Here is a 17,166-nt window from a genome sequence, read left to right as displayed (position 1 = left end):
CCCATGACTGCGCGAATCCTGGTGGTTGATGATATCCCGGCGAATGTGAAGCTGCTCGAAGCGCGGCTGGTCGCCGAGTATTTCGATGTGCTGACGGCCTCGGACGGATATCAGGCTCTGGCGATTTGCGAGCGGAACCAGGTCGATCTCGTGCTTCTCGATATCATGATGCCTGGAATGGACGGCTTTGAAGTTTGCGAGCGCCTGAAGTCCAATGTGAAGACGGCGCATATTCCCGTGGTCATGGTCACCGCGCTCGATCAGCCGACCGACCGCGTTCGTGGCCTCAAGGCCGGTGCCGATGACTTTCTGACCAAGCCCGTCAACGACCTCCAACTGATCGCCCGCGTGAAAAGCCTGCTGCGTCTCAAGACCTTGAGCGACGAGCTGCGCATTCGCGCCGAGACGGCGCACATGATGGGCATCGACGATCTGCTCAGGGGCGCCGACGGGCGCGGCGAGGAGACGGCCGAGGTGATGCTGGTCGACGGCCGGGCCAATTCGCAGGAGCGCATCATCCGGGCATTGAAGCCTGTTGCCGACGTCTTCGCGATCTCGGATGCCCAGGCGGCGATCTTCGAAGCAACCGAGAACGCCTTCGACCTGGTGATCGTGAACGCCAATCTCGATGACTATGATCCGCTGCGCCTGTGCTCGCAGCTCCGCTCTCTCGAACGCACGCGTTTCCTGCCGATCCTGATCATCACGGAGCAGGGCGACGACGAGATGGCCACGCGTGCCCTCGACCTCGGCGTGAATGACTACATCGTGCGGCCGCTCGATCCGAACGAACTCGTCGCCCGTTGCCTGACACAGCTGCGGCGCAAGCATTATAACGATCGCCTGCGTGCCGGTCTGAAGCAGACCATCGAGCTTGCGGTGACGGATCCGCTGACAGGGCTCAGCAACCGTCGCTATCTCGACAACCACATGAGCACGCTGTTTAATCGCTCGATGGCCAGAGGCCGGCCGCTGTCGGTGTTGATCACCGACATCGATCGCTTCAAGGACGTCAACGACACATACGGTCACGATGCCGGCGATGACGTCCTCAGGGAGTTTGCCAACCGTATTCGCTCCACGGTTCGTGGCGCCGATCTCGCCTGCCGCTACGGTGGCGAGGAGTTCGTTGTCGTCATGCCGGATACGGCGCCCGAAGTGGCCGCGGTGGTCGCCGAGCGGTTGCGCCTTGCCATCGAGACGGCGCCATTCGTGCTGAAGTCCTCTGGTCAGGCGCTGGAGATCACCGCTTCCTTCGGGATATCATCGCGCGGCGCGTCGGTGCTCACTCCGGGACAGTTGATGAAGCAAGCCGACCAGGCGCTCTATGAGGCCAAGAACGGCGGACGTAACCGCGTCGTCGCGGCTGCCTGAGCCTTCTCGCTTCTCCACGACAATCCACAGGTAAATGGATGGACGCCCAGAGGGCGTCGCAACGCGTTCCGTCAAAATAGAACCACGTAAGTTCCGGATTTAAGCTTTCGCGCCACAGAAATGGCCCGCCGAAGGTATTTGCCAGGTGGCGAGCGGAACGTGAATAATCGTCGCATTTTCCGGGGATACTCCGGAGCTTCGGTAATCACCAGACTTTAGGAGGCCGCGGCTGCTAATGCTATTGGACTATACTTGCGGACAGCTCCGCCGTATTCGTGCCTATTCTTGCCAAAAGAGATGATTCTTCGCGTTATAAGCTGTTCCAAATCCGGACTTTTAACCATGAAATCAATCTGAGAATTCTAACCATTAAGAATTTGTTGATTTTCTTTCATTTTCGCGCAAATTATCGGCTCATAAGAGAAAAACACTCCTACGGGAGTTGTCGATACCCCATGATGCTCAGGTCCGCCGCATCTCCTGGGTCGTGGGGTCGGTCGGCTGGTATGCAACATTCCGCGGTTCCTCGTGCCGCGTTGCTTGCTGGCCGACCCCCTTTCATGAACACGCCGTCCTTTCCGTCGAAACGGGAAGGACGGCGTTTCTGTTTCTGCGGCTCTCTGGAGAGGTTGCCATTCAGGCAATAAAAAAGCGCGCAGCCGATTGGCGCGCGCTTTTACGAACCGCTAGATCAAGTGATTACTTGATCTTGGTTTCCTTGAACTCGACGTGCTTCTTAGCAACCGGGTCGTACTTCGTCTTCGTCATTTTGTCCGTCATCGTACGGCTGTTCTTCGTCGTAACGTAGAAGAAACCGGTGTCGGCTGTCGACAGCAGCTTGATCTTGATTGTTGTAGCCTTGGCCATGGTCGTCCTGCCTTTAATAAAATGAAAGCCGTGGAAGGCCGGATGGCTCCACGGCAAATTCTGGCGCGAAACTACGAATCCAGCCCGAAAAGTCAAGCCCGCTTTCTAATGAAAAGCAGCCTTACGGCGGAAAGCAGGGCATAAAGGCCGAAGAAAGCGGCAATTGCCCAGGCAAATCCGTTGTTGCCGGCGACATCGATCGCCGCGCCGATGACCTGGGGACCTGCGACGGTGCCGACGGCGTAGCAGAAGACGAACGCCGCATTGGCCGCCGCAAGGTCCGATCCGGTCAGGCGGGAGCCCAGATGGCTGAGGCCGACCGTATAGAGCCCGGCAACGCAGCCGCCCCAGAAAAGCAGCACCGCGGCCATCAAGGCCCAGCTGTGGGACAGGAGCGGCAGCATCAGCGAGCCGATCAGGCCCATGAAAGCCATGCCGGCGAGCAGGGGGCGTTTGTCCTTCATCCGGTCTGAGAGCAGGCCCACCGGTATCTGAAAGATCATGTTGCCGATGCCCATGACCGTCAGCAACAGCGCCGCCTGCGATTCGGTAAAGGATGCCCTGACGGCATAGATCGGGAACAGGGCCAGGCCGCCGGCCTCGACCGCGCCGAAGATGAAGACCGCAGCCGTGGCACTCGGAACCAGGAAGATATAGCGCATGAAATGCAGCTCGGGCTTTTCTTCCAGAACCGGGCTCTCGTGGCGTGCGATGAAGATCGGAACAGCCGCGAGCAGGATGGCACAGGCGCCGACGCCGAAAGGAATGATGCCTTCGCTGCCGACAATGGAGAACAGCAACGGCCCGGCAGCAAAGCCGAGCGAAAGCACGGTGGCGTAGATGCCGAGAACGAAGCCGCGCTTCGAGGGAGGGGACGCGGCGTTGATCCAGAATTCCGAGAGAATGAACAGCGTCGTCGTCGCGCCGTGGAAAGCGAAGCGCAGCGGGAACCACATCCAGAATTGCTCGGCATAGAAGAAGCCGACGGCGCTGAGCGCTGAAAGCACCACAGCCCAGAGCATTGTCGGGGCGACGCCGAACTTGTGGGCGAGCTTGGTCGTGATCGGCGCGGCCACCATGGCGGCAACGCCGGCCATTGCCGTGTTCAGGCCGATCAGGGTCGACGGGATGCCTCGCTTCTCGAGAATGATGCTGAGGAGCGGAAGGCCGAGGCCGATAGCGATCCCGACAGCCGAGATCGACGAAATGGCAGCCACCAGTGAAGGCCAATGGATTTCCTCAACATCGCCCGGTGTGCCGTTTCGCGGCTGAGACATAAAGCCATCCTTAGAACCACTGCAGGGAATCGCGTGCCGCGAACACATAGAAAGGCACAACAGCACCAAATCCAAGTGACGGCTGTGCTTTACAAGATGAACCGCGCCTGCCGCAATAAGCTGATTGATGTGGGACAGGATTCGTCAAGAAAAGCTTACCGTTGGGCGCACATGATTTGGCGCCACAACACGTGTAGCAGCGCACGCGGCGCTGCTACACGTCAAATGTGTCGTGATGGTGAATGTAGCCGCCTAGCGACGGCGGCCGGGAATTTCGTACTGATCGTGATCGTCGCCATGGCCGCCAAAACCGTGCATCTTGAGCGCCCACTGCAGACCGATGACGCCACCCTTGATCGGCTGGATGACCAGCAGCGCCGCAATCAGCGTTATCGGTGTCCAGATCGCAAAGGTAAGCCACAGCGGCATCGGCCAGACCATGTCGGTCATCATGTAGCCGCCGATGATGATGTGGCCGATCACCACGATCGTAAGGTACGGCGGCAGGTCGTCGGAACGATGGTGATGCATGGCTTCGCCGCAGGCGGCGCAGTTGTCCACCGGCTTCAGGAAATTCCTGAAGAGCTTGCCGCTGCCGCAAGCCGGACAACGATTGAGCATGCCACGCATGATGGAGCGACCGACCGGACGTTCCACTTCTTCGCTTCCTCCGTAACGGATCGTCTGGTCGCTTGAGGTGGTCGTCATCGTCGTTTCCTTTTCTGGCGTCCCTACAACGCCTATCGCCGCCCTCTCGGGGGTCTTGTTCCGGCCTTCTTCCGCGCGTTGTGCGCGTCGCGTCGGCCCGCCTTGTGGAACGAACGCACAGCGGTAGGCATCTTCCGCCCTTCGCTGATCATCTCGAAACGAAGTGCACCGGCGAGCGGAATGGCTTCCGCAAGTTTCACCGTAACGCTATCCCCCAGGCGATATCCGAGACCAGTTTTCTCGCCCGATAGCGCCTGATGCGCCTCATCATAGATGAAGTAGTCCGTTCCTAGCGTAGATATAGGAATGAAGCCGTCCGCTCCATAGTCCGGCAGGGCGACAAATAGTCCCGATTTCGTCACCCCTCCTATGCGCCCTTCGAATTCCTCGCCGACGCGGCCGGCAAGGTGGTGTGCAATGAGTCGGTCCACGGTCTCACGCTCGGCTGCCATGGCGCGGCGCTCGAAGGTCGAGATTTCCGCGGCGATATCGTCCAGTGCGGCTTCTTCGTCCGGCGTGATGCCGCCTTCGCCGAAGCCAAGCGAACCGACCAGCGCGCGATGCACGATCAGATCGGCATAGCGTCGGATCGGTGAGGTGAAGTGCGCGTACTTCATCAGGTTCAGGCCGAAGTGCCCGATATTCTCCGGGCTGTAGATCGCCTGGCTCTGGGAACGCAGCACCATTTCGTTGACCATCGTCTGATGCGGCGTGTCGTCTGCCTTGGCAAGGATCATGTTGAAATTGTTGGCGCGCATATTGCCGCCCTTCTGCAGCGAAATGCCAAGCGTTGCCAGGAATTCGCGAAGCACTTCCTGCTTTGCCAGCGTGGGGCCATCGTGAATGCGGTAGATGAGAAGCTGTTTCTTCTTCTCCAGCGTTTCGGCGGCCGAAACGTTCGCCTGGATCATCATCTCTTCGATCAGCTTGTGCGCGTCGAGCCGTGGCGGCACGAAAACCCGGTCCACGGTACCGTCGGGCTTGAGCAGGATCTTGCGTTCCGGCATGTCGAGCTCGAGCGGTTGGCGCCGCTCGCGACCGCGGGTCATGACCCCGTAAGCGTGCCAGAGCGGCTTGAGGATCGGTTCGAGCATCGGCCCGGTCTTGTCGTCGGGATTGCCGTCGATCGCCGCCTGTGCTTGCTGGTAGGAGAGTTTCGCCGCGCTCTTCATCATCACGCGATGGAAGGTGTGGCTGGCCTTGCGACCTTCTTTCGAGAAGACCATGCGCACGGCAAGCGCCGGCCGATCCTGGCCCTCCCGCAGCGAGCACAGATCGTTCGAAATCCGCTCCGGCAGCATCGGCACGACGCGATCCGGGAAATAGACGGAGTTACCGCGCTTCAACGCTTCACGATCCAGCGGTGAGTTCGGCCGGACATAATAAGAGACGTCGGCGATGGCCACCGTGACGATGACGCCGCCTTCGTTATCGGGCGAGGGATCGAGTTCCGCGTACACGGCATCGTCGTGGTCCTTGGCGTCGGCCGGATCGATGGTGATCAGCGGCACGCTGCGCCAGTCCTCGCGATGCGACATGGTCGCAGGCTTGGCGTCGTCCGCTTCGGCGACAACGGCCGGCGGAAAGATATAAGGAATGCCGTGGGCGTGAATTGCGATCATCGAGATCGCCTTCTCCGAGGCAACAGAACCGACGATCGAAAGCACCTTGGCACGCGGCAATCCGAAACGGCCGAGGCGCGCGACCTCGACCTCGACCAGATCGCCGTCCTTGGCCTCGCCCTTGTAATCGGGGTCGATCAGCATCTCCTCGCCGCGCCGTTCGATCGGCAGCAGGCGTCCGCCACCGCCGGGCGCATCCTTGAACACGCCGAGCAGCGCACCACGACGCTTGTCGAGGACTTTGATGATCCGTGCGGTATAGGCCGGACCACCGCGATCGGCGGCAGGAAAGATCTTTGCAAGAATGCGGTCGCCCATGCCGGCAACAGGAGCCTTGCCCTTGCCGTTGCGACCGGCAGGAGAGGTCGACTGTCGAATAGCGACCGCGGGTGCGACACCCATTTCCTCTGGCCATTCCGCCGGTCGGCCGATCAGTTCGCCGTCCTTGTCGCGTGTCGTGATATCCAGCACCGTCACCGGCGGCAGCGCGCCAGGGCGGATGAGGGACTTGCGCGTCTTCTGAAGCATCCCTTCCTGCTCAAGCTCGCGCAGCAGCTGCTTGAGCTCCACGCGGCTATCACCCTTCAGGCCGAATGCCTTGGCAAGCTCGCGCTTGGAGGCCTTTTGCGGATGATCGGCGATAAAGCGCAGGATCACTTCGCGCGAAGGAAGCGCGCCATGCTGGATGTTGAGCGGCGCGATAGATGGCTCTGCACTGGCACGGCCGGCTTTGCCAGGACGCTTGCCCTTCATGTTATCGCGCGGAATTCTGCTCACTCTTCGCTCTTCTTCGTCTTCTTGGCCGGGGCTTTCGCCTTGGTGGCTTTCGCCTTTGCCGGCGCCTTCGTTGCCTTCGCCTCGGCGGATGCCGCCTTGGCCTTCGGCTTACCCTTGGCTGCAGGTGCCTTGCCGGCCTTGGCTGCGATCAGCACCAGGGCTTCCTCGACAGTCAACGCCTGCGGATCAGTACCCTTGGGCAGCGTTGCGTTGACCTTGCCCCAGTTCACGTAAGGACCGTACTTGCCGTCGCGCACGGTAATCGCGCCGCCATCCGGATGGTCGCCGAGTTCCTTCAACGCTGCCGCAGCAGTCCGACCGCGTCCGGCAGGTCCCTTGCTTGCCTTGTCGGCAATCACGGTCACGGCACGGTTGAGGCCGATCGAGAAGACGTCTTCGACGCTTTCGAGGTTGGCGTAAGAACCGTCATGCAGCAGGAATGGCCCATAACGGCCGATGCCGGACGAAATCATCTTGCCGGATTCTGGGTGCTTGCCGATATCGCGCGGCAACGAGATGAGCGCCATCGCCTTCTCGTAGTCGATCTCTTCCGGCCGCCATCCCTTCGGCAGCGACGCGCGCTTGGCATCCTTGCCATCGCCGCGCTGGATGTAGGGGCCGAAACGGCCGGAGCGCAGCGTAAGTTCCTCGCCGGTCACCGGATCGGTGCCGAGCGCCTTCGGCTCGTTCAGCGCTGCGCCTTCGGCTTCCGCGCCACCTTCGGATGACAGCTGGCGCGTGTAATTGCATTCCGGATAGTTCGAGCAGCCGACGAAGGCGCCGTACTTGCCGAGCTTCAGCGACAGATTACCGGTTCCGCAGACCTGGCAAATGCGCGGATCGCTGCCGTCCTCGCGCTTCGGAAACACCAGCGGCGCCAGCGATTCATTCAGCGAATCGAGCACGTTGGTAACGCGCAGTTCCTTAGTGTCCTCGATCTGAGCGAAGAAATCCTGCCAGAAGTCGCGCAGAACCTGCTTCCAGTTCAGTTCGCCGGCGGAGATCCGGTCGAGCTTTTCTTCAAGATCGGCCGTGAAGTCGTATTCGACATACTTGGTGAAGAAGCTTTCCAGGAAGGCCGTCACCAGCCGGCCCTTGGAATGCGGGATCAGCTTGCGCTTGTCGATGATCACATACTCGCGGTCGCGCAGCGTTGCGAGCGTTGCCGCGTAGGTCGAAGGACGACCGATGCCGAGCTCTTCCATCTTCTTGATGAGCGAAGCTTCGGAATAGCGCGGCGGCGGCTCGGTGAAGTGCTGGCTCGCGTTGATCTTCTGCTTGGCGAGGTTCTCGCGCGCATTGATCTCCGGCAGGCGGCCATCCTCGTCGCCGTCGTCGCTCTGCTCGCCGTCTTCCTTCTGGTCTGTGTAGGCGGCAATGAAGCCATCGAAACGGATGACGGAGCCGACCGCGCGCAGACCGGCCTTCTCGCCGTTGTTGTCGGCGGTGATCTCCGCGGTGGTGCGCTCGATCTCTGCCGACGCCATCTGGCTGGCAATACCACGCTTCCAGATCAGGTCGTAGAGCTTGAGCTGGTCGGCATCGAGATACTGGCGAACCTTGTCCGGCGAGCGGTTGAAGTCCGTGGGACGGATTGCTTCGTGGGCTTCCTGGGCGTTCTTCGCCTTGGTGGAGTAGAAGCGGGCTTTCTCCGGCAGATAACGCTTGCCGAACTGGTCGACGATGGCACCACGCGCCGCGTCGATCGCCTCGGGTGCCATCTGCACGCCATCGGTACGCATATAGGTAATGAGACCGACCGTCTCGCCGCCGATGTCGAAACCTTCATAGAGCTTCTGGGCGACCTGCATCGTCCGCGAGGCTGAGAAGCCCAGCTTGGAGGAGGCGGCCTGCTGCAGCGTGGAGGTTGTGAAGGGTGGTCCCGGGTTGCGCTTGACGGGCTTCGCCTCGACCGTATCGACGACGTAGGATGCACCTTCCAGGAGCGCCTTCAGCTTGCCGGCTTCCTCGCCATTCGCGATCGACCGCGCCTGCAACCGCTTGCCATTGGCTGCAACCAGCTTCGCTTCGAATTCATCGCCGCGCGGCGTCTTCAACAGCGCGGAGAGATTCCAGTATTCTTCGGAGATGAAGCGCTCGATCTCGGATTCGCGGTCGCAGACGAGGCGCAGCGCCACCGACTGGACGCGTCCGGCGGATCGCGCGCCGGGCAGCTTGCGCCAGAGCACCGGTGACAGGTTGAAGCCGACGAGATAGTCGAGCGCACGGCGTGCCAGATAGGCGTCGACCAGCGGTACGTCGATGTCGCGCGGTTCGGCCATAGCATCGAGCACGGCCTTCTTGGTGATCGCGTTGAACACGACGCGCTTGACGGTCTTCCCGTTCAGCACGCGCTTCTTGTTCAGCATGTCGAGCACATGCCAGGAGATCGCTTCACCTTCGCGATCCGGGTCGGTTGCGAGGAACAGGCCGTCGGAGGATTTCACGGCATCCGCGATATCCTTCATCCTCTTGGCCGAGGCGCCGTCGACCTCCCAGAGCATTTCGAAATCCTGGTCCGGCAGCACCGAACCGTCCTTGGCGGGCAGATCGCGCACATGGCCGAACGAGGCGAGCACCTTGTATCCCGCGCCGAGATACTTGTTGATCGTCTTGGCCTTGGCAGGCGATTCCACCACTACAACATTCATGATGATTCTCTAAAAAGGATACTGGGGCTGGCGGATAGGTAGGCAGAAGGCCTGCCCTGTCATGGTTGCCGGTCTCCGACATGGACAGGGAAATCGTTTCGGTCAAGTGGTTTGCATGCATTTTTACTGATTACAACGCGATGCAACCTGGGGAGGATAAGTGCGTTGTTGCAATTTCTGATTATTGCGCTATCGTTTTTGACGTGTGGTTCCGGCTGCGTCGTGCAGCCTCTCTCTATCTGGACATGAGTCATTCATGGCGGCCAAATACGCAAAACAGGATGCCGGTCGATCCAGCTCCCGCGAGAACATCGCCTTCGTCAGGCAGATGCTGGCAGAGTTGCGCCAGGTGGCGGAAAAGGAGAAGGCCGACATGCTCTGCTACCTTATCGAAATGGCCTATGTCGAAGCCGGCGACCTGCAGGCCCGTATGTAAGACGTCAGCCATCCATTGCAAGAGAAACTAGGCCGCCCGGGTGGCGATGCAGGCGACCGGCGAGATCCAGTTCCAACAGGACAAGGTATACGGCCGAGGCCGTGAGTCCGGTGTGCCGGATGATGTCATCGATCTCGACCGGGGCCGGCCCCAGGGCATCCGTGATCCGTGCGCGATCGGTGTCATCGGGCGGCAACAACGAGAATCCGCCGCCATGCTCCGGTTCCTCTGCCACGGGCACAGCAAAAAGATCCAGCTGTGACAGCGGCGCCAGTGCATCGATGACGTCACCAGGAGAGGTGACGATCATAGCGCCGTCCTTCAGCAGGCCGTTGGTGCCGTGACAGCGCGGGTCGAGCGGCGACCCCGGCACAGCAAACACAAGCCTGCCGAACTCGCCCGCAAGGCGGGCCGTGATCAGTGATCCCGAACGCGTTGCCGCCTCGACGACCACGACGCCGAGAGAAATTCCGGCGATCAGCCGGTTGCGTCGCGGAAAATCACGCGCCCGTGGCTCCCAGCCGAACGGCATCTCGCTGACGGCGAGACCATTGGTGTTCCAGATATCGTTGAGCAGCCCCGCATTTTCAGGAGGGTAGGGCTGGTCCAGCCCACCTGCCATTGCGGCAATCGTCCCGGTGTCGAGGCTCGCGCGATGGGCGGCCGTGTCGATGCCGCGAGCCAGGCCGGAAACGATCGCATAGCCCGCTCTCCCGCATTCTCCCGCGATCATTGCCGCGAACTTTGCGCCGCTGATCGAGGCATTGCGCGAGCCGACGACGCCGGCCGCCGGCTGTGTTGCGGCCGAAAGATTTCCCTTTACGGCGAGCAGCGGTGGGGCGCCTTCGATCTGTTTCAGCGCCTGGGGATAGTCCGGCTCGCCGATGCCGACGAACCGCGCCCCGAATCGATGCGCGGCTTCCAGCTCGCGGTGAGCTTCAGTTTCGGTGGCGATGCGGATCGAGCGCGTCGCGCCACCGCGCGCCGAGAGTTCGGGCAAGGCCGCGAGTGCCGTCTCGGCCGAACCGAAATGATTGATGAGGTCCCGGAAGGTCGCCGGTCCGACATTGTCAGAGCGAATGAGACGCAGCCACGCGATGCGTTGCCGGTCCGTCAGCGCAATTCCTTTTGGCCTTGCGCTGCGAGTGTCCATCCTACCCCTTCGCCCCGATCTTGCTTTCCGTCCCGCTTATCAGTCGCGAGATATTGGTCTTGTGTTTCCAGTAGGAAATGGCGGTCATGATTGCCATTACCGCTGCAACCTTTTCTGCGCCTAGTATCCACAATGCAACCGGAATGACAAGCATCGCAACCAGCGCGGAAAGCGACGAATATCGCGTGATGAACGCAACCGCCAACCACACCAGCGCAAAGGCAAGGACCATCACCGGCGCAACGCCGAGAAGCGTACCGATATAGGTGGCAACACCCTTGCCGCCCTTGAAGCCGAGCCAGACAGGAAAGAGGTGGCCGATAAAGGCAAAGAACCCGGCGATGAGAGCCGCCTCGTTACCGAAGATATATCCGACGATCCACGCGGCGGCGGACGCTTTCAATGCATCGAGGAGAAGGGTCGCGGCTGCGAGCTTCTTGTTGCCGGTCCGCAGCACGTTGGTCGCGCCGATATTGCCGGATCCTATGCTGCGCACGTCGCCCAGGCCGGCGGCCTTGGTGAGTATGAGGCCGAACGGGATAGACCCAAAGAGATAGCCGATGACGGCGGCCGCCAGCGCGATCGGCAGCGTGATCTGCCAAGTCATGAGATCAGAGACCATATTCCCTCCGGGCGCTCCCAGTCTTTTCTTATAGAGTATGCACGCACTGTCCGGCGACGTAGGTCGCGACAGCCCGTCCACTGAACCGCGCGTCTTCGAACGGCGTGTTCTTCGAGCGGGAGAGAAGCATGTCTTTCGAAACAAGCCAAGGCTCGTCCAGATCGATCAACACGATATCCGCCTTGGCGCCGGGCTTCAGTGTGCCGGCCTCGAGGCCGAAGATCTGCGCGGGGCGCGTCGACATGGCATCGATGAGCCGCATCAGGCTGACCTGACCGCTGTGGTGGAGCCGCAGAGCCGCCGCCAGCAGCGTTTCAAGACCGATCGCACCATCGGCAGCTTCGCCGAATGGGAGGCGCTTGGTGTCCACGTCCTGCGGGTCATGCGAGGATACGATGATGTCGATTGCGCCTCGTGCCAGTGCATCAACCATCGCCACGCGATCGTCTTCCGAGCGCAGCGGCGGGTAGAGCTTGAAGAAGCTGCGGTATTCGCCGATGTCGTTTTCGTTGAGCGCCAGGTTGTTGATGGAGACGCCGCAGGTCACGGTCGCACCGCGGCTTTTGGCCAGCTCTATTGCCTCGACCGATTCCGGTACCGAAATCATCGCCGCATGATATTTGCCGCGTGTCAGCTTGGCGATGCGCAGGTCGCGCTCCAGCGGAATGAGTTCGGCTTCCTTTGGGATGCCGCCCAGGCCGAGCCAGCTGGCGAACAGCCCCTCGTGCATGACGCCGCTGGCGCCGAGATACTTGTCGCGCGTCTCGCAAGAGATCACAGCGCCGAACTCGCGGGCATAGGTCATGACCCGGCGCAAGACCTGCGTGTCGTGCAGGCTGGAACGGCCGTCGGTAAAGGCAACCGCGCCCGCTTCCATCAGCATGCCGATTTCGGTCATCTCCTCGCCGGCCAGATGCTTGGTGATGGCCGCTGCCGGGTAGACATTGACCAGCGCCTTGTCCTTTGCCGTCTTCTTGACGAACTCGACGAGTGCGATGTCATCGATCACAGGGTCGGTGTCCGGCATCATGATGATCGAGGTCACGCCGCCGGCTGCCGCGGCGCGGCTGGCCGAAGCGATGGTCTCGCGATGTTCCGCGCCGGGTTCGCCGATATGAACGCGCGCATCGACAAGGCCGGGAGCAGCAATGAGGCCCTTGCAATCGCGAACCTCGGCACCCTTGGGCACACCATGGTTCTTGGCATCCTTGCCCGAGGCCACGATCACGCCGTCCTCGACGACGATCGTTCCGATTTCATCGAGATTGCGCGAGGGGTCGATGATGCGAACGTTCTGGAAAACGATCGAGTTGCTCATGCGCCGGCTCCTTCGCTGCGGGGGCCGTGGTTCTGCGAGACAAGCAGCGTCTCCATCACCGCCATGCGTACGGCGACGCCCATTTCGACTTGTTCTGCGATCACGCTCTGTGGCCCGTCTGCGACCTCCGAGGCGATTTCCACGCCCCGGTTCATTGGTCCGGGGTGCATGACCAGGGCATCTTCCTTCGCCGCCTTCAGCGTTTCCGCGTCGAGGCCGTAGAAGTGGAAGTATTCGCGCACCGACGGTACGAAGGCGCCGGACATGCGCTCGCGCTGCAAGCGCAGCATCATGACGACATCGGCGTCCTTCAGGCCTTCCTTCATGGAATGGAAGACTTCCACCCCCATGTCGGCGATGCCGGCCGGCAGCAGGGTCGCAGGGGCAACCACGCGCACCCGCGCGCCCATCGCGTTCAGGAGAAGGATGTTCGAGCGCGCCACGCGCGAATGCAGCACGTCGCCGCAGATGGCGACGATAATGCGCGAAAGCTTGCCCTTGGCGCGGCGTATCGTCAGCGCGTCGAGCAGAGCCTGTGTCGGATGTTCATGCTGGCCGTCGCCGGCGTTGACGACCGAGCAGGAGACCTTCTGCGCGAGCAGGGCGGCAGCGCCTGCGCTTGAATGCCTGATGACAAGCACGTCTGGCCGCATCGCGTTCAGCGTCATCGCCGTATCGATCAGCGTCTCACCCTTCTTTACGGAAGAGTTGCCGACCGACATGTTCATCACGTCGGCGCCGAGGCGCTTGCCGGCGAGCTCGAAGGACGCCTGCGTGCGCGTCGAGGCCTCGAAAAACAGATTGATCTGAGTCAGGCCACGAAGGCTCGACGTTTTCTTTTCTCTCTGCCGACTGATCTTGACGGCCTCGTCGGCCTTGTCGAGGAGAAAGGTGATATCCTGCTCTGTGAGCCCTTTGATACCGATGAGGTGGCGGTGGGGAAAGAAGACCATGAACCTGCCTCTATGCTGTCGTCAGCGGCTCTATAAAGAGTGCATGCGACGGCGGCAAGCATGCGCTGTGGGCAAAGACCCGTCTCCCCCTGCAATTTTGCCGAAATTCGGCTAAAGCAAGTGCAAGACGAAATCTAACTTCCGGTTTCCCTTTGCCTGCCTCTTGCACTAGAAGCGATTCATGACATCCGCCGAAGAAAAACTCGCCGAACTCAATCAGCCGAGCCTGTGGTCCGGCATCAACGCCTACAGGTCCGATCCGCTCATCGTCGATCTGACCGGCGGGCTGCCGCGCGGCATCCGCGACGAGCTGGACAGCATGGGGCGCTATGTGACCTCTCCGGAGGCGCAGGAGCTGGCGCGCATGGCAAACCAGGGCACGCCGCAGCTGCGCACCCATGGTCCGAGAGGCGAGCGTCTCGATGTGGTCGAGTTCCATCCGGCCTGGCACGCCCTGATGCGTCGGTCGATGTCATCGGGCCTGCATTCGTCGGTCTGGGACCCGCAGGCGGATGCGGATGCCAAGGATCAGGCGCACAAGGTCCGTGCCGCTCGCTTCTACCTGACCGCGCAGCTCGAATCCGGGCACCTTTGCCCGCTGACCATGACGAGCGCCTCGGTGGCGGCTCTGTCGGCCTCGCCGGCCGTCCAGAAGGACTGGGCGCCGAAGATTCTTTCGCGCAAGTACGATTCCACCAACAAGCCCGCCATGCAGAAGTCGGCCGTGACGATCGGCATGGGCATGACCGAAAAGCAGGGTGGAACCGACGTCCGATCCAACACGACAAATGCCGAGAAGGTCAGTGAGGGCATCTACAGGCTCTCGGGCCACAAATGGTTCATGTCCGCGCCGATGAGCGATGCCTTCATCATGCTCGCGCAAACGAAGGAAGGGATGGGCTGCTTTCTCGTCCCGCGCCTACTGGAAGATGGCTCCGCCAACGGCCTGCAGTTCCAGCGCCTGAAGGACAAGGTGGGCAATCGCTCCAACGCATCGTCGGAAGTCGAGTTCAACGACACCTTCGGCTTCCTGCTCGGCGGTCCGGATGCCGGCGTTCGCACCATCCTCGACATGGTGACGCTGACGCGTCTCGATTGCGCCCTGGCGTCGTCGGGGATCATGCGCGCCTCGCTCGCCGAAGCCGTCCACCATACGCGCGGTCGCAGCGTCTTCGGCAAGATGCTGGTCAGCCAGCCGATCATGACGCGTGTCCTCGCGGACATGGCGCTCGACGTCGCCGCAGCCACCGCGCTGTCGTTCCGCCTCGCGGACGCCTTCGACAAGGCCCGCGGCAGCGCTGAAGAGGCGGCCTATGCGAGGGTCATGACGCCGGTTGCCAAATACTGGTGCTGCAAGATCGCGCCGGCGCTGATCTACGAAGCGATGGAATGCATCGGTGGCAGCGGCTACATCGAGGAACGTCCGATCGCCCGGCACTACCGCGAAGCGCCCGTCAATGCGATCTGGGAAGGCTCCGGCAATGTCATGGCGCTGGATGTTCTGCGCATTCTGAACCGCGGCAAGGATCTCTTCGAGACCGTGTTTGCCGGTCTCGCACGCGATCTCGGTCCGGCAGGCAAGAAGACCATCGACGTGCTGCGCGCGGCAATGGCGCTTTGCGAACGCGATGAGGGGGCTGCCCGCCTTCTGGTCGAGCAGCTCGCGCTCGCTGCCGGCGCCGCGGAGCTTTACCGGCTGGGGGCAGGGCGCATCGCCGATGCCTTCATCGAAACCCGTCTCGCGGGTGGATGGCGATCCACCTATGGCATGCTCGATTCGCGGTTCGACGCCAGCTACATCGTCGATCTGCTCTATCCGCCGGCAAGCTGATGACCGAGATTCGCGCTGTTCGGCCCGACGACCTCGAGCAGATCTACGCGATCTCGCTGCTGACCGGTGAATCCGGACGGGATGCCTCTGCTCTCTACGACGATGGCAAACTCATCGGCCACATTTATTCCGCCCCCTACGTTCAACTCAGCCCGCAGACGGCCTTCGTTGCCGAAGACGATGATGGCGTGGCGGGATATATCGTCGGCGTGCACGATACCGTGGCATTCGAGGCAGAGCTCGAGCGCGATTGGTGGCCAACGCTTCGGCGGGCCTACAGAGAGCCGCTGGGCGATCCTTCTGCGTGGAACGCAGACCAGAAGCGCATCGCAGCAATCCATCATCCGGCTCGCTCGCCTGCAGTAATGGTCGAGGCATTTCCAGCGCATATCCATATGAATCTGCTGCCGCGATTGCAGGGGCAGGGCATGGGAACCAGGCTTCTTGATCTATGGCTGTCGCAGGCTCGAAACGCCGGCGTCTGCGGAGTGCATCTCGGCGCCAATGCGGACAATCACAACGCATTGCGGTTCTGGGGTTCGCGCGGGTTCAACCGCCTTGGCGCGCCGTTTGTAGAGCCGTCGGAACGGTCGGTCTGGTTCGGGCAGGCTCTCTAGTATCGCGCAATGTCGCCATCCGGTGATGGTGCGCGATTTGCTGTGGTTGAACGAAACTGTCCACAATCTTTCAAGGCTCTGTCCGTTGCCGGTTCGGAGGTGCGTTGTTACTCACCGATGAGTGACAAATCGGACCCGAATCCCTGATGCTGAATGATCCCATGGTTTTGACACCCATCGCCGGCGCACCGCGCGCTGAACCCGAGAAGCGCGTGCGTGACCGCGGTGCCACTGAAAAGGCGATCCTGAAGGCGGCCAAGGCTCTGCTTGCGGAGGAGGGGTTTCAGAATTTCGGCATCAATGCGGTTGCCCGCCGCGCCGGCTGCGACAAGCAGCTGATCTATCGCTATTACGGTGGACTGAACGGGCTTGTCGAGGCGATCGGCGCTGATCTCGGCACGTGGGTCAAGGATCGAATACCGGAAGACACCGGCGGCATGTTCCTCCTCACTTACGGCGACCTGATGGAGCGCCTGTCACTGCTTTTCCTGGAAGCCTTGCGGGATGACCCTCTGGTTCGTCGCATCGTCGCCTGGGAGGTGTCCGAAAACACCGAGCAGGTCAGGCGGCTTTCCGAAGCGCGCTCGAAGGCTCTGGCCACTTGGCTCGAGCGCATGCGCGGTTCGCTGACACCACCGAAGGGCGTCGACGTTGTCGCCGTCAACGCCATTCTGATCGCGGCCATCCAGCATCTCGTGTTGTCGGCATCCGCCGGCGGCCAATGCGCCGGGCTGGCGCTGAAGACGGCGAAGGACTGGGATAAGGCGGCAACCGCGCTCAAGCGTATCGTCCGTGGGGTCTACGGCTGAGGGCAGGGCTTTCCACAGGCACACCCATCGGCGTTAACCTTAACAAATGGTTTACGTTGCGCCTCGGCGGTTAAGGGGACAGGGTACGGACAGTTCAAAAGTATTGAGTGTCTGGAATCATGGGAACCAAAATCGCGAGAGCCGCGTTCCT

14 protein-coding genes are annotated in these 17,166 nt (G+C 61.4%); 5 read left to right on the top strand and 9 right to left on the bottom strand.

Annotated elements, in window-relative coordinates; genetic code table 11:
• Window positions 1-3: 3 nt before the first annotated feature.
• Complete coding sequence (locus QTL94_RS04935) at window positions 4-1,374, top strand: PleD family two-component system response regulator (protein ID WP_065694150.1); 1,371 nt, start codon at window positions 4-6, stop codon at window positions 1,372-1,374.
• Between the two features lie 699 nt (window positions 1,375-2,073).
• Here QTL94_RS04935 and rpmG read toward each other — a convergent pair.
• The 5 genes from rpmG to topA form a co-directional block, all read right to left on the bottom strand.
• The gene (gene rpmG / locus QTL94_RS04930; RefSeq protein ID WP_003547442.1) at window positions 2,074-2,241 is read right to left on the bottom strand and encodes a 50S ribosomal protein L33; all 168 of its coding nucleotides are present in this window, start codon (window positions 2,239-2,241) and stop codon (window positions 2,074-2,076) included.
• A gap of 92 nt (window positions 2,242-2,333) precedes the next feature.
• The gene (locus tag QTL94_RS04925; RefSeq protein ID WP_065694151.1) at window positions 2,334-3,518 is read right to left on the bottom strand and encodes an MFS transporter; all 1,185 of its coding nucleotides are present in this window, start codon (window positions 3,516-3,518) and stop codon (window positions 2,334-2,336) included.
• A gap of 252 nt (window positions 3,519-3,770) precedes the next feature.
• A complete protein-coding gene (locus tag QTL94_RS04920; RefSeq protein WP_065694152.1) occupies window positions 3,771-4,226 on the bottom strand; it encodes a DUF983 domain-containing protein in 456 nt (151 codons plus the stop codon).
• Window positions 4,227-4,258: 32 nt separating this feature from the next.
• A complete protein-coding gene (gene rnr / locus QTL94_RS04915; RefSeq protein ID WP_065694153.1) occupies window positions 4,259-6,625 on the bottom strand; it encodes a ribonuclease R in 2,367 nt (788 codons plus the stop codon).
• Complete coding sequence (topA, locus tag QTL94_RS04910; protein WP_289800790.1) at window positions 6,622-9,276, bottom strand: type I DNA topoisomerase; 2,655 nt, start codon at window positions 9,274-9,276, stop codon at window positions 6,622-6,624. Before topA ends, rnr begins: the two co-directional genes overlap by 4 nt.
• A 256-nt stretch (window positions 9,277-9,532) precedes the next feature.
• Here topA and QTL94_RS04905 point away from each other — a divergent pair, with 256 nt between their 5' ends.
• Complete coding sequence (locus QTL94_RS04905) at window positions 9,533-9,712, top strand: hypothetical protein (protein ID WP_065694155.1); 180 nt, start codon at window positions 9,533-9,535, stop codon at window positions 9,710-9,712.
• Window positions 9,713-9,716: 4 nt separating this feature from the next.
• On the opposite strand, the gene dprA is transcribed toward QTL94_RS04905, so the two are convergent.
• The 4 genes from dprA to QTL94_RS04885 are packed head-to-tail and all read right to left on the bottom strand — an operon-like array spanning window position 9,717 to window position 13,758.
• Window positions 9,717-10,865 carry a DNA-processing protein DprA gene (dprA, locus tag QTL94_RS04900; RefSeq protein WP_289800789.1) on the bottom strand — a complete coding sequence of 383 codons (1,149 nt, stop codon included), beginning with the start codon at window positions 10,863-10,865 and terminating at the stop codon, window positions 9,717-9,719.
• Window position 10,866: 1 nt separating this feature from the next.
• On the bottom strand, window positions 10,867-11,487 hold the full coding sequence (gene plsY / locus QTL94_RS04895; protein ID WP_289800788.1) for a glycerol-3-phosphate 1-O-acyltransferase PlsY: 621 nt from the start codon (window positions 11,485-11,487) through the stop codon (window positions 10,867-10,869).
• A 28-nt stretch (window positions 11,488-11,515) separates the two neighbouring features.
• Window positions 11,516-12,805 (bottom strand): dihydroorotase, encoded by a 1,290-nt coding sequence (locus QTL94_RS04890; protein ID WP_289800787.1) that lies wholly within the window; start codon window positions 12,803-12,805, stop codon window positions 11,516-11,518.
• The gene (locus QTL94_RS04885) at window positions 12,802-13,758 is read right to left on the bottom strand and encodes an aspartate carbamoyltransferase catalytic subunit (protein WP_289800786.1); all 957 of its coding nucleotides are present in this window, start codon (window positions 13,756-13,758) and stop codon (window positions 12,802-12,804) included. Before QTL94_RS04885 ends, QTL94_RS04890 begins: the two co-directional genes overlap by 4 nt.
• A gap of 181 nt (window positions 13,759-13,939) precedes the next feature.
• On the opposite strand from QTL94_RS04885, the gene QTL94_RS04880 reads away from it, so the two are divergent.
• From QTL94_RS04880 to QTL94_RS04870, 3 genes are all read left to right on the top strand, one after another.
• Window positions 13,940-15,589: an acyl-CoA dehydrogenase family protein gene (locus tag QTL94_RS04880; protein WP_289800785.1), complete on the top strand. Its 1,650-nt coding sequence runs from the start codon at window positions 13,940-13,942 to the stop codon at window positions 15,587-15,589.
• On the top strand, window positions 15,589-16,206 hold the full coding sequence (locus QTL94_RS04875; RefSeq protein ID WP_065694161.1) for a GNAT family N-acetyltransferase: 618 nt from the start codon (window positions 15,589-15,591) through the stop codon (window positions 16,204-16,206). The genes QTL94_RS04880 and QTL94_RS04875 overlap by 1 nt, the downstream gene beginning before the upstream one ends.
• Window positions 16,207-16,352: 146 nt before the next feature.
• Complete coding sequence (locus QTL94_RS04870) at window positions 16,353-17,015, top strand: TetR/AcrR family transcriptional regulator (RefSeq protein WP_065694162.1); 663 nt, start codon at window positions 16,353-16,355, stop codon at window positions 17,013-17,015.
• Window positions 17,016-17,166: the final 151 nt, after the last annotated feature.

Origin of the sequence: Rhizobium sp. S96 (genome assembly GCF_030382195.1) — a bacterium.
Lineage (GTDB): Bacteria > Pseudomonadota > Alphaproteobacteria > Rhizobiales > Rhizobiaceae > Rhizobium.
Note: the sequence above shows the minus strand (reverse complement) of the source record. Positions and strands in the feature narration are given on the sequence as shown.

Bases quoted from the DNA above. Each gene is read 5' to 3' on its own strand.
- QTL94_RS04935 (WP_065694150.1), top strand. From the start codon at position 4: ATGACTGCGCGAATCCTGGTGGTTGATGATATCCCGGCGAATGTGAAG.
- rpmG (WP_003547442.1), bottom strand. From the start codon at position 2,241: ATGGCCAAGGCTACAACAATCAAGATCAAGCTGCTGTCGACAGCCGAC.
- QTL94_RS04925 (WP_065694151.1), bottom strand. From the start codon at position 3,518: ATGTCTCAGCCGCGAAACGGCACACCGGGCGATGTTGAGGAAATCCAT.
- QTL94_RS04920 (WP_065694152.1), bottom strand. From the start codon at position 4,226: ATGACGACCACCTCAAGCGACCAGACGATCCGTTACGGAGGAAGCGAA.
- topA (WP_289800790.1), bottom strand. From the start codon at position 9,276: ATGAATGTTGTAGTGGTGGAATCGCCTGCCAAGGCCAAGACGATCAAC.
- QTL94_RS04905 (WP_065694155.1), top strand. From the start codon at position 9,533: ATGGCGGCCAAATACGCAAAACAGGATGCCGGTCGATCCAGCTCCCGC.
- dprA (WP_289800789.1), bottom strand. From the start codon at position 10,865: ATGGACACTCGCAGCGCAAGGCCAAAAGGAATTGCGCTGACGGACCGG.
- plsY (WP_289800788.1), bottom strand. From the start codon at position 11,487: ATGGTCTCTGATCTCATGACTTGGCAGATCACGCTGCCGATCGCGCTG.
- QTL94_RS04890 (WP_289800787.1), bottom strand. From the start codon at position 12,805: ATGAGCAACTCGATCGTTTTCCAGAACGTTCGCATCATCGACCCCTCG.
- QTL94_RS04885 (WP_289800786.1), bottom strand. From the start codon at position 13,758: ATGGTCTTCTTTCCCCACCGCCACCTCATCGGTATCAAAGGGCTCACA.
- QTL94_RS04880 (WP_289800785.1), top strand. From the start codon at position 13,940: ATGACATCCGCCGAAGAAAAACTCGCCGAACTCAATCAGCCGAGCCTG.
- QTL94_RS04875 (WP_065694161.1), top strand. From the start codon at position 15,589: ATGACCGAGATTCGCGCTGTTCGGCCCGACGACCTCGAGCAGATCTAC.
- QTL94_RS04870 (WP_065694162.1), top strand. From the start codon at position 16,353: ATGCTGAATGATCCCATGGTTTTGACACCCATCGCCGGCGCACCGCGC.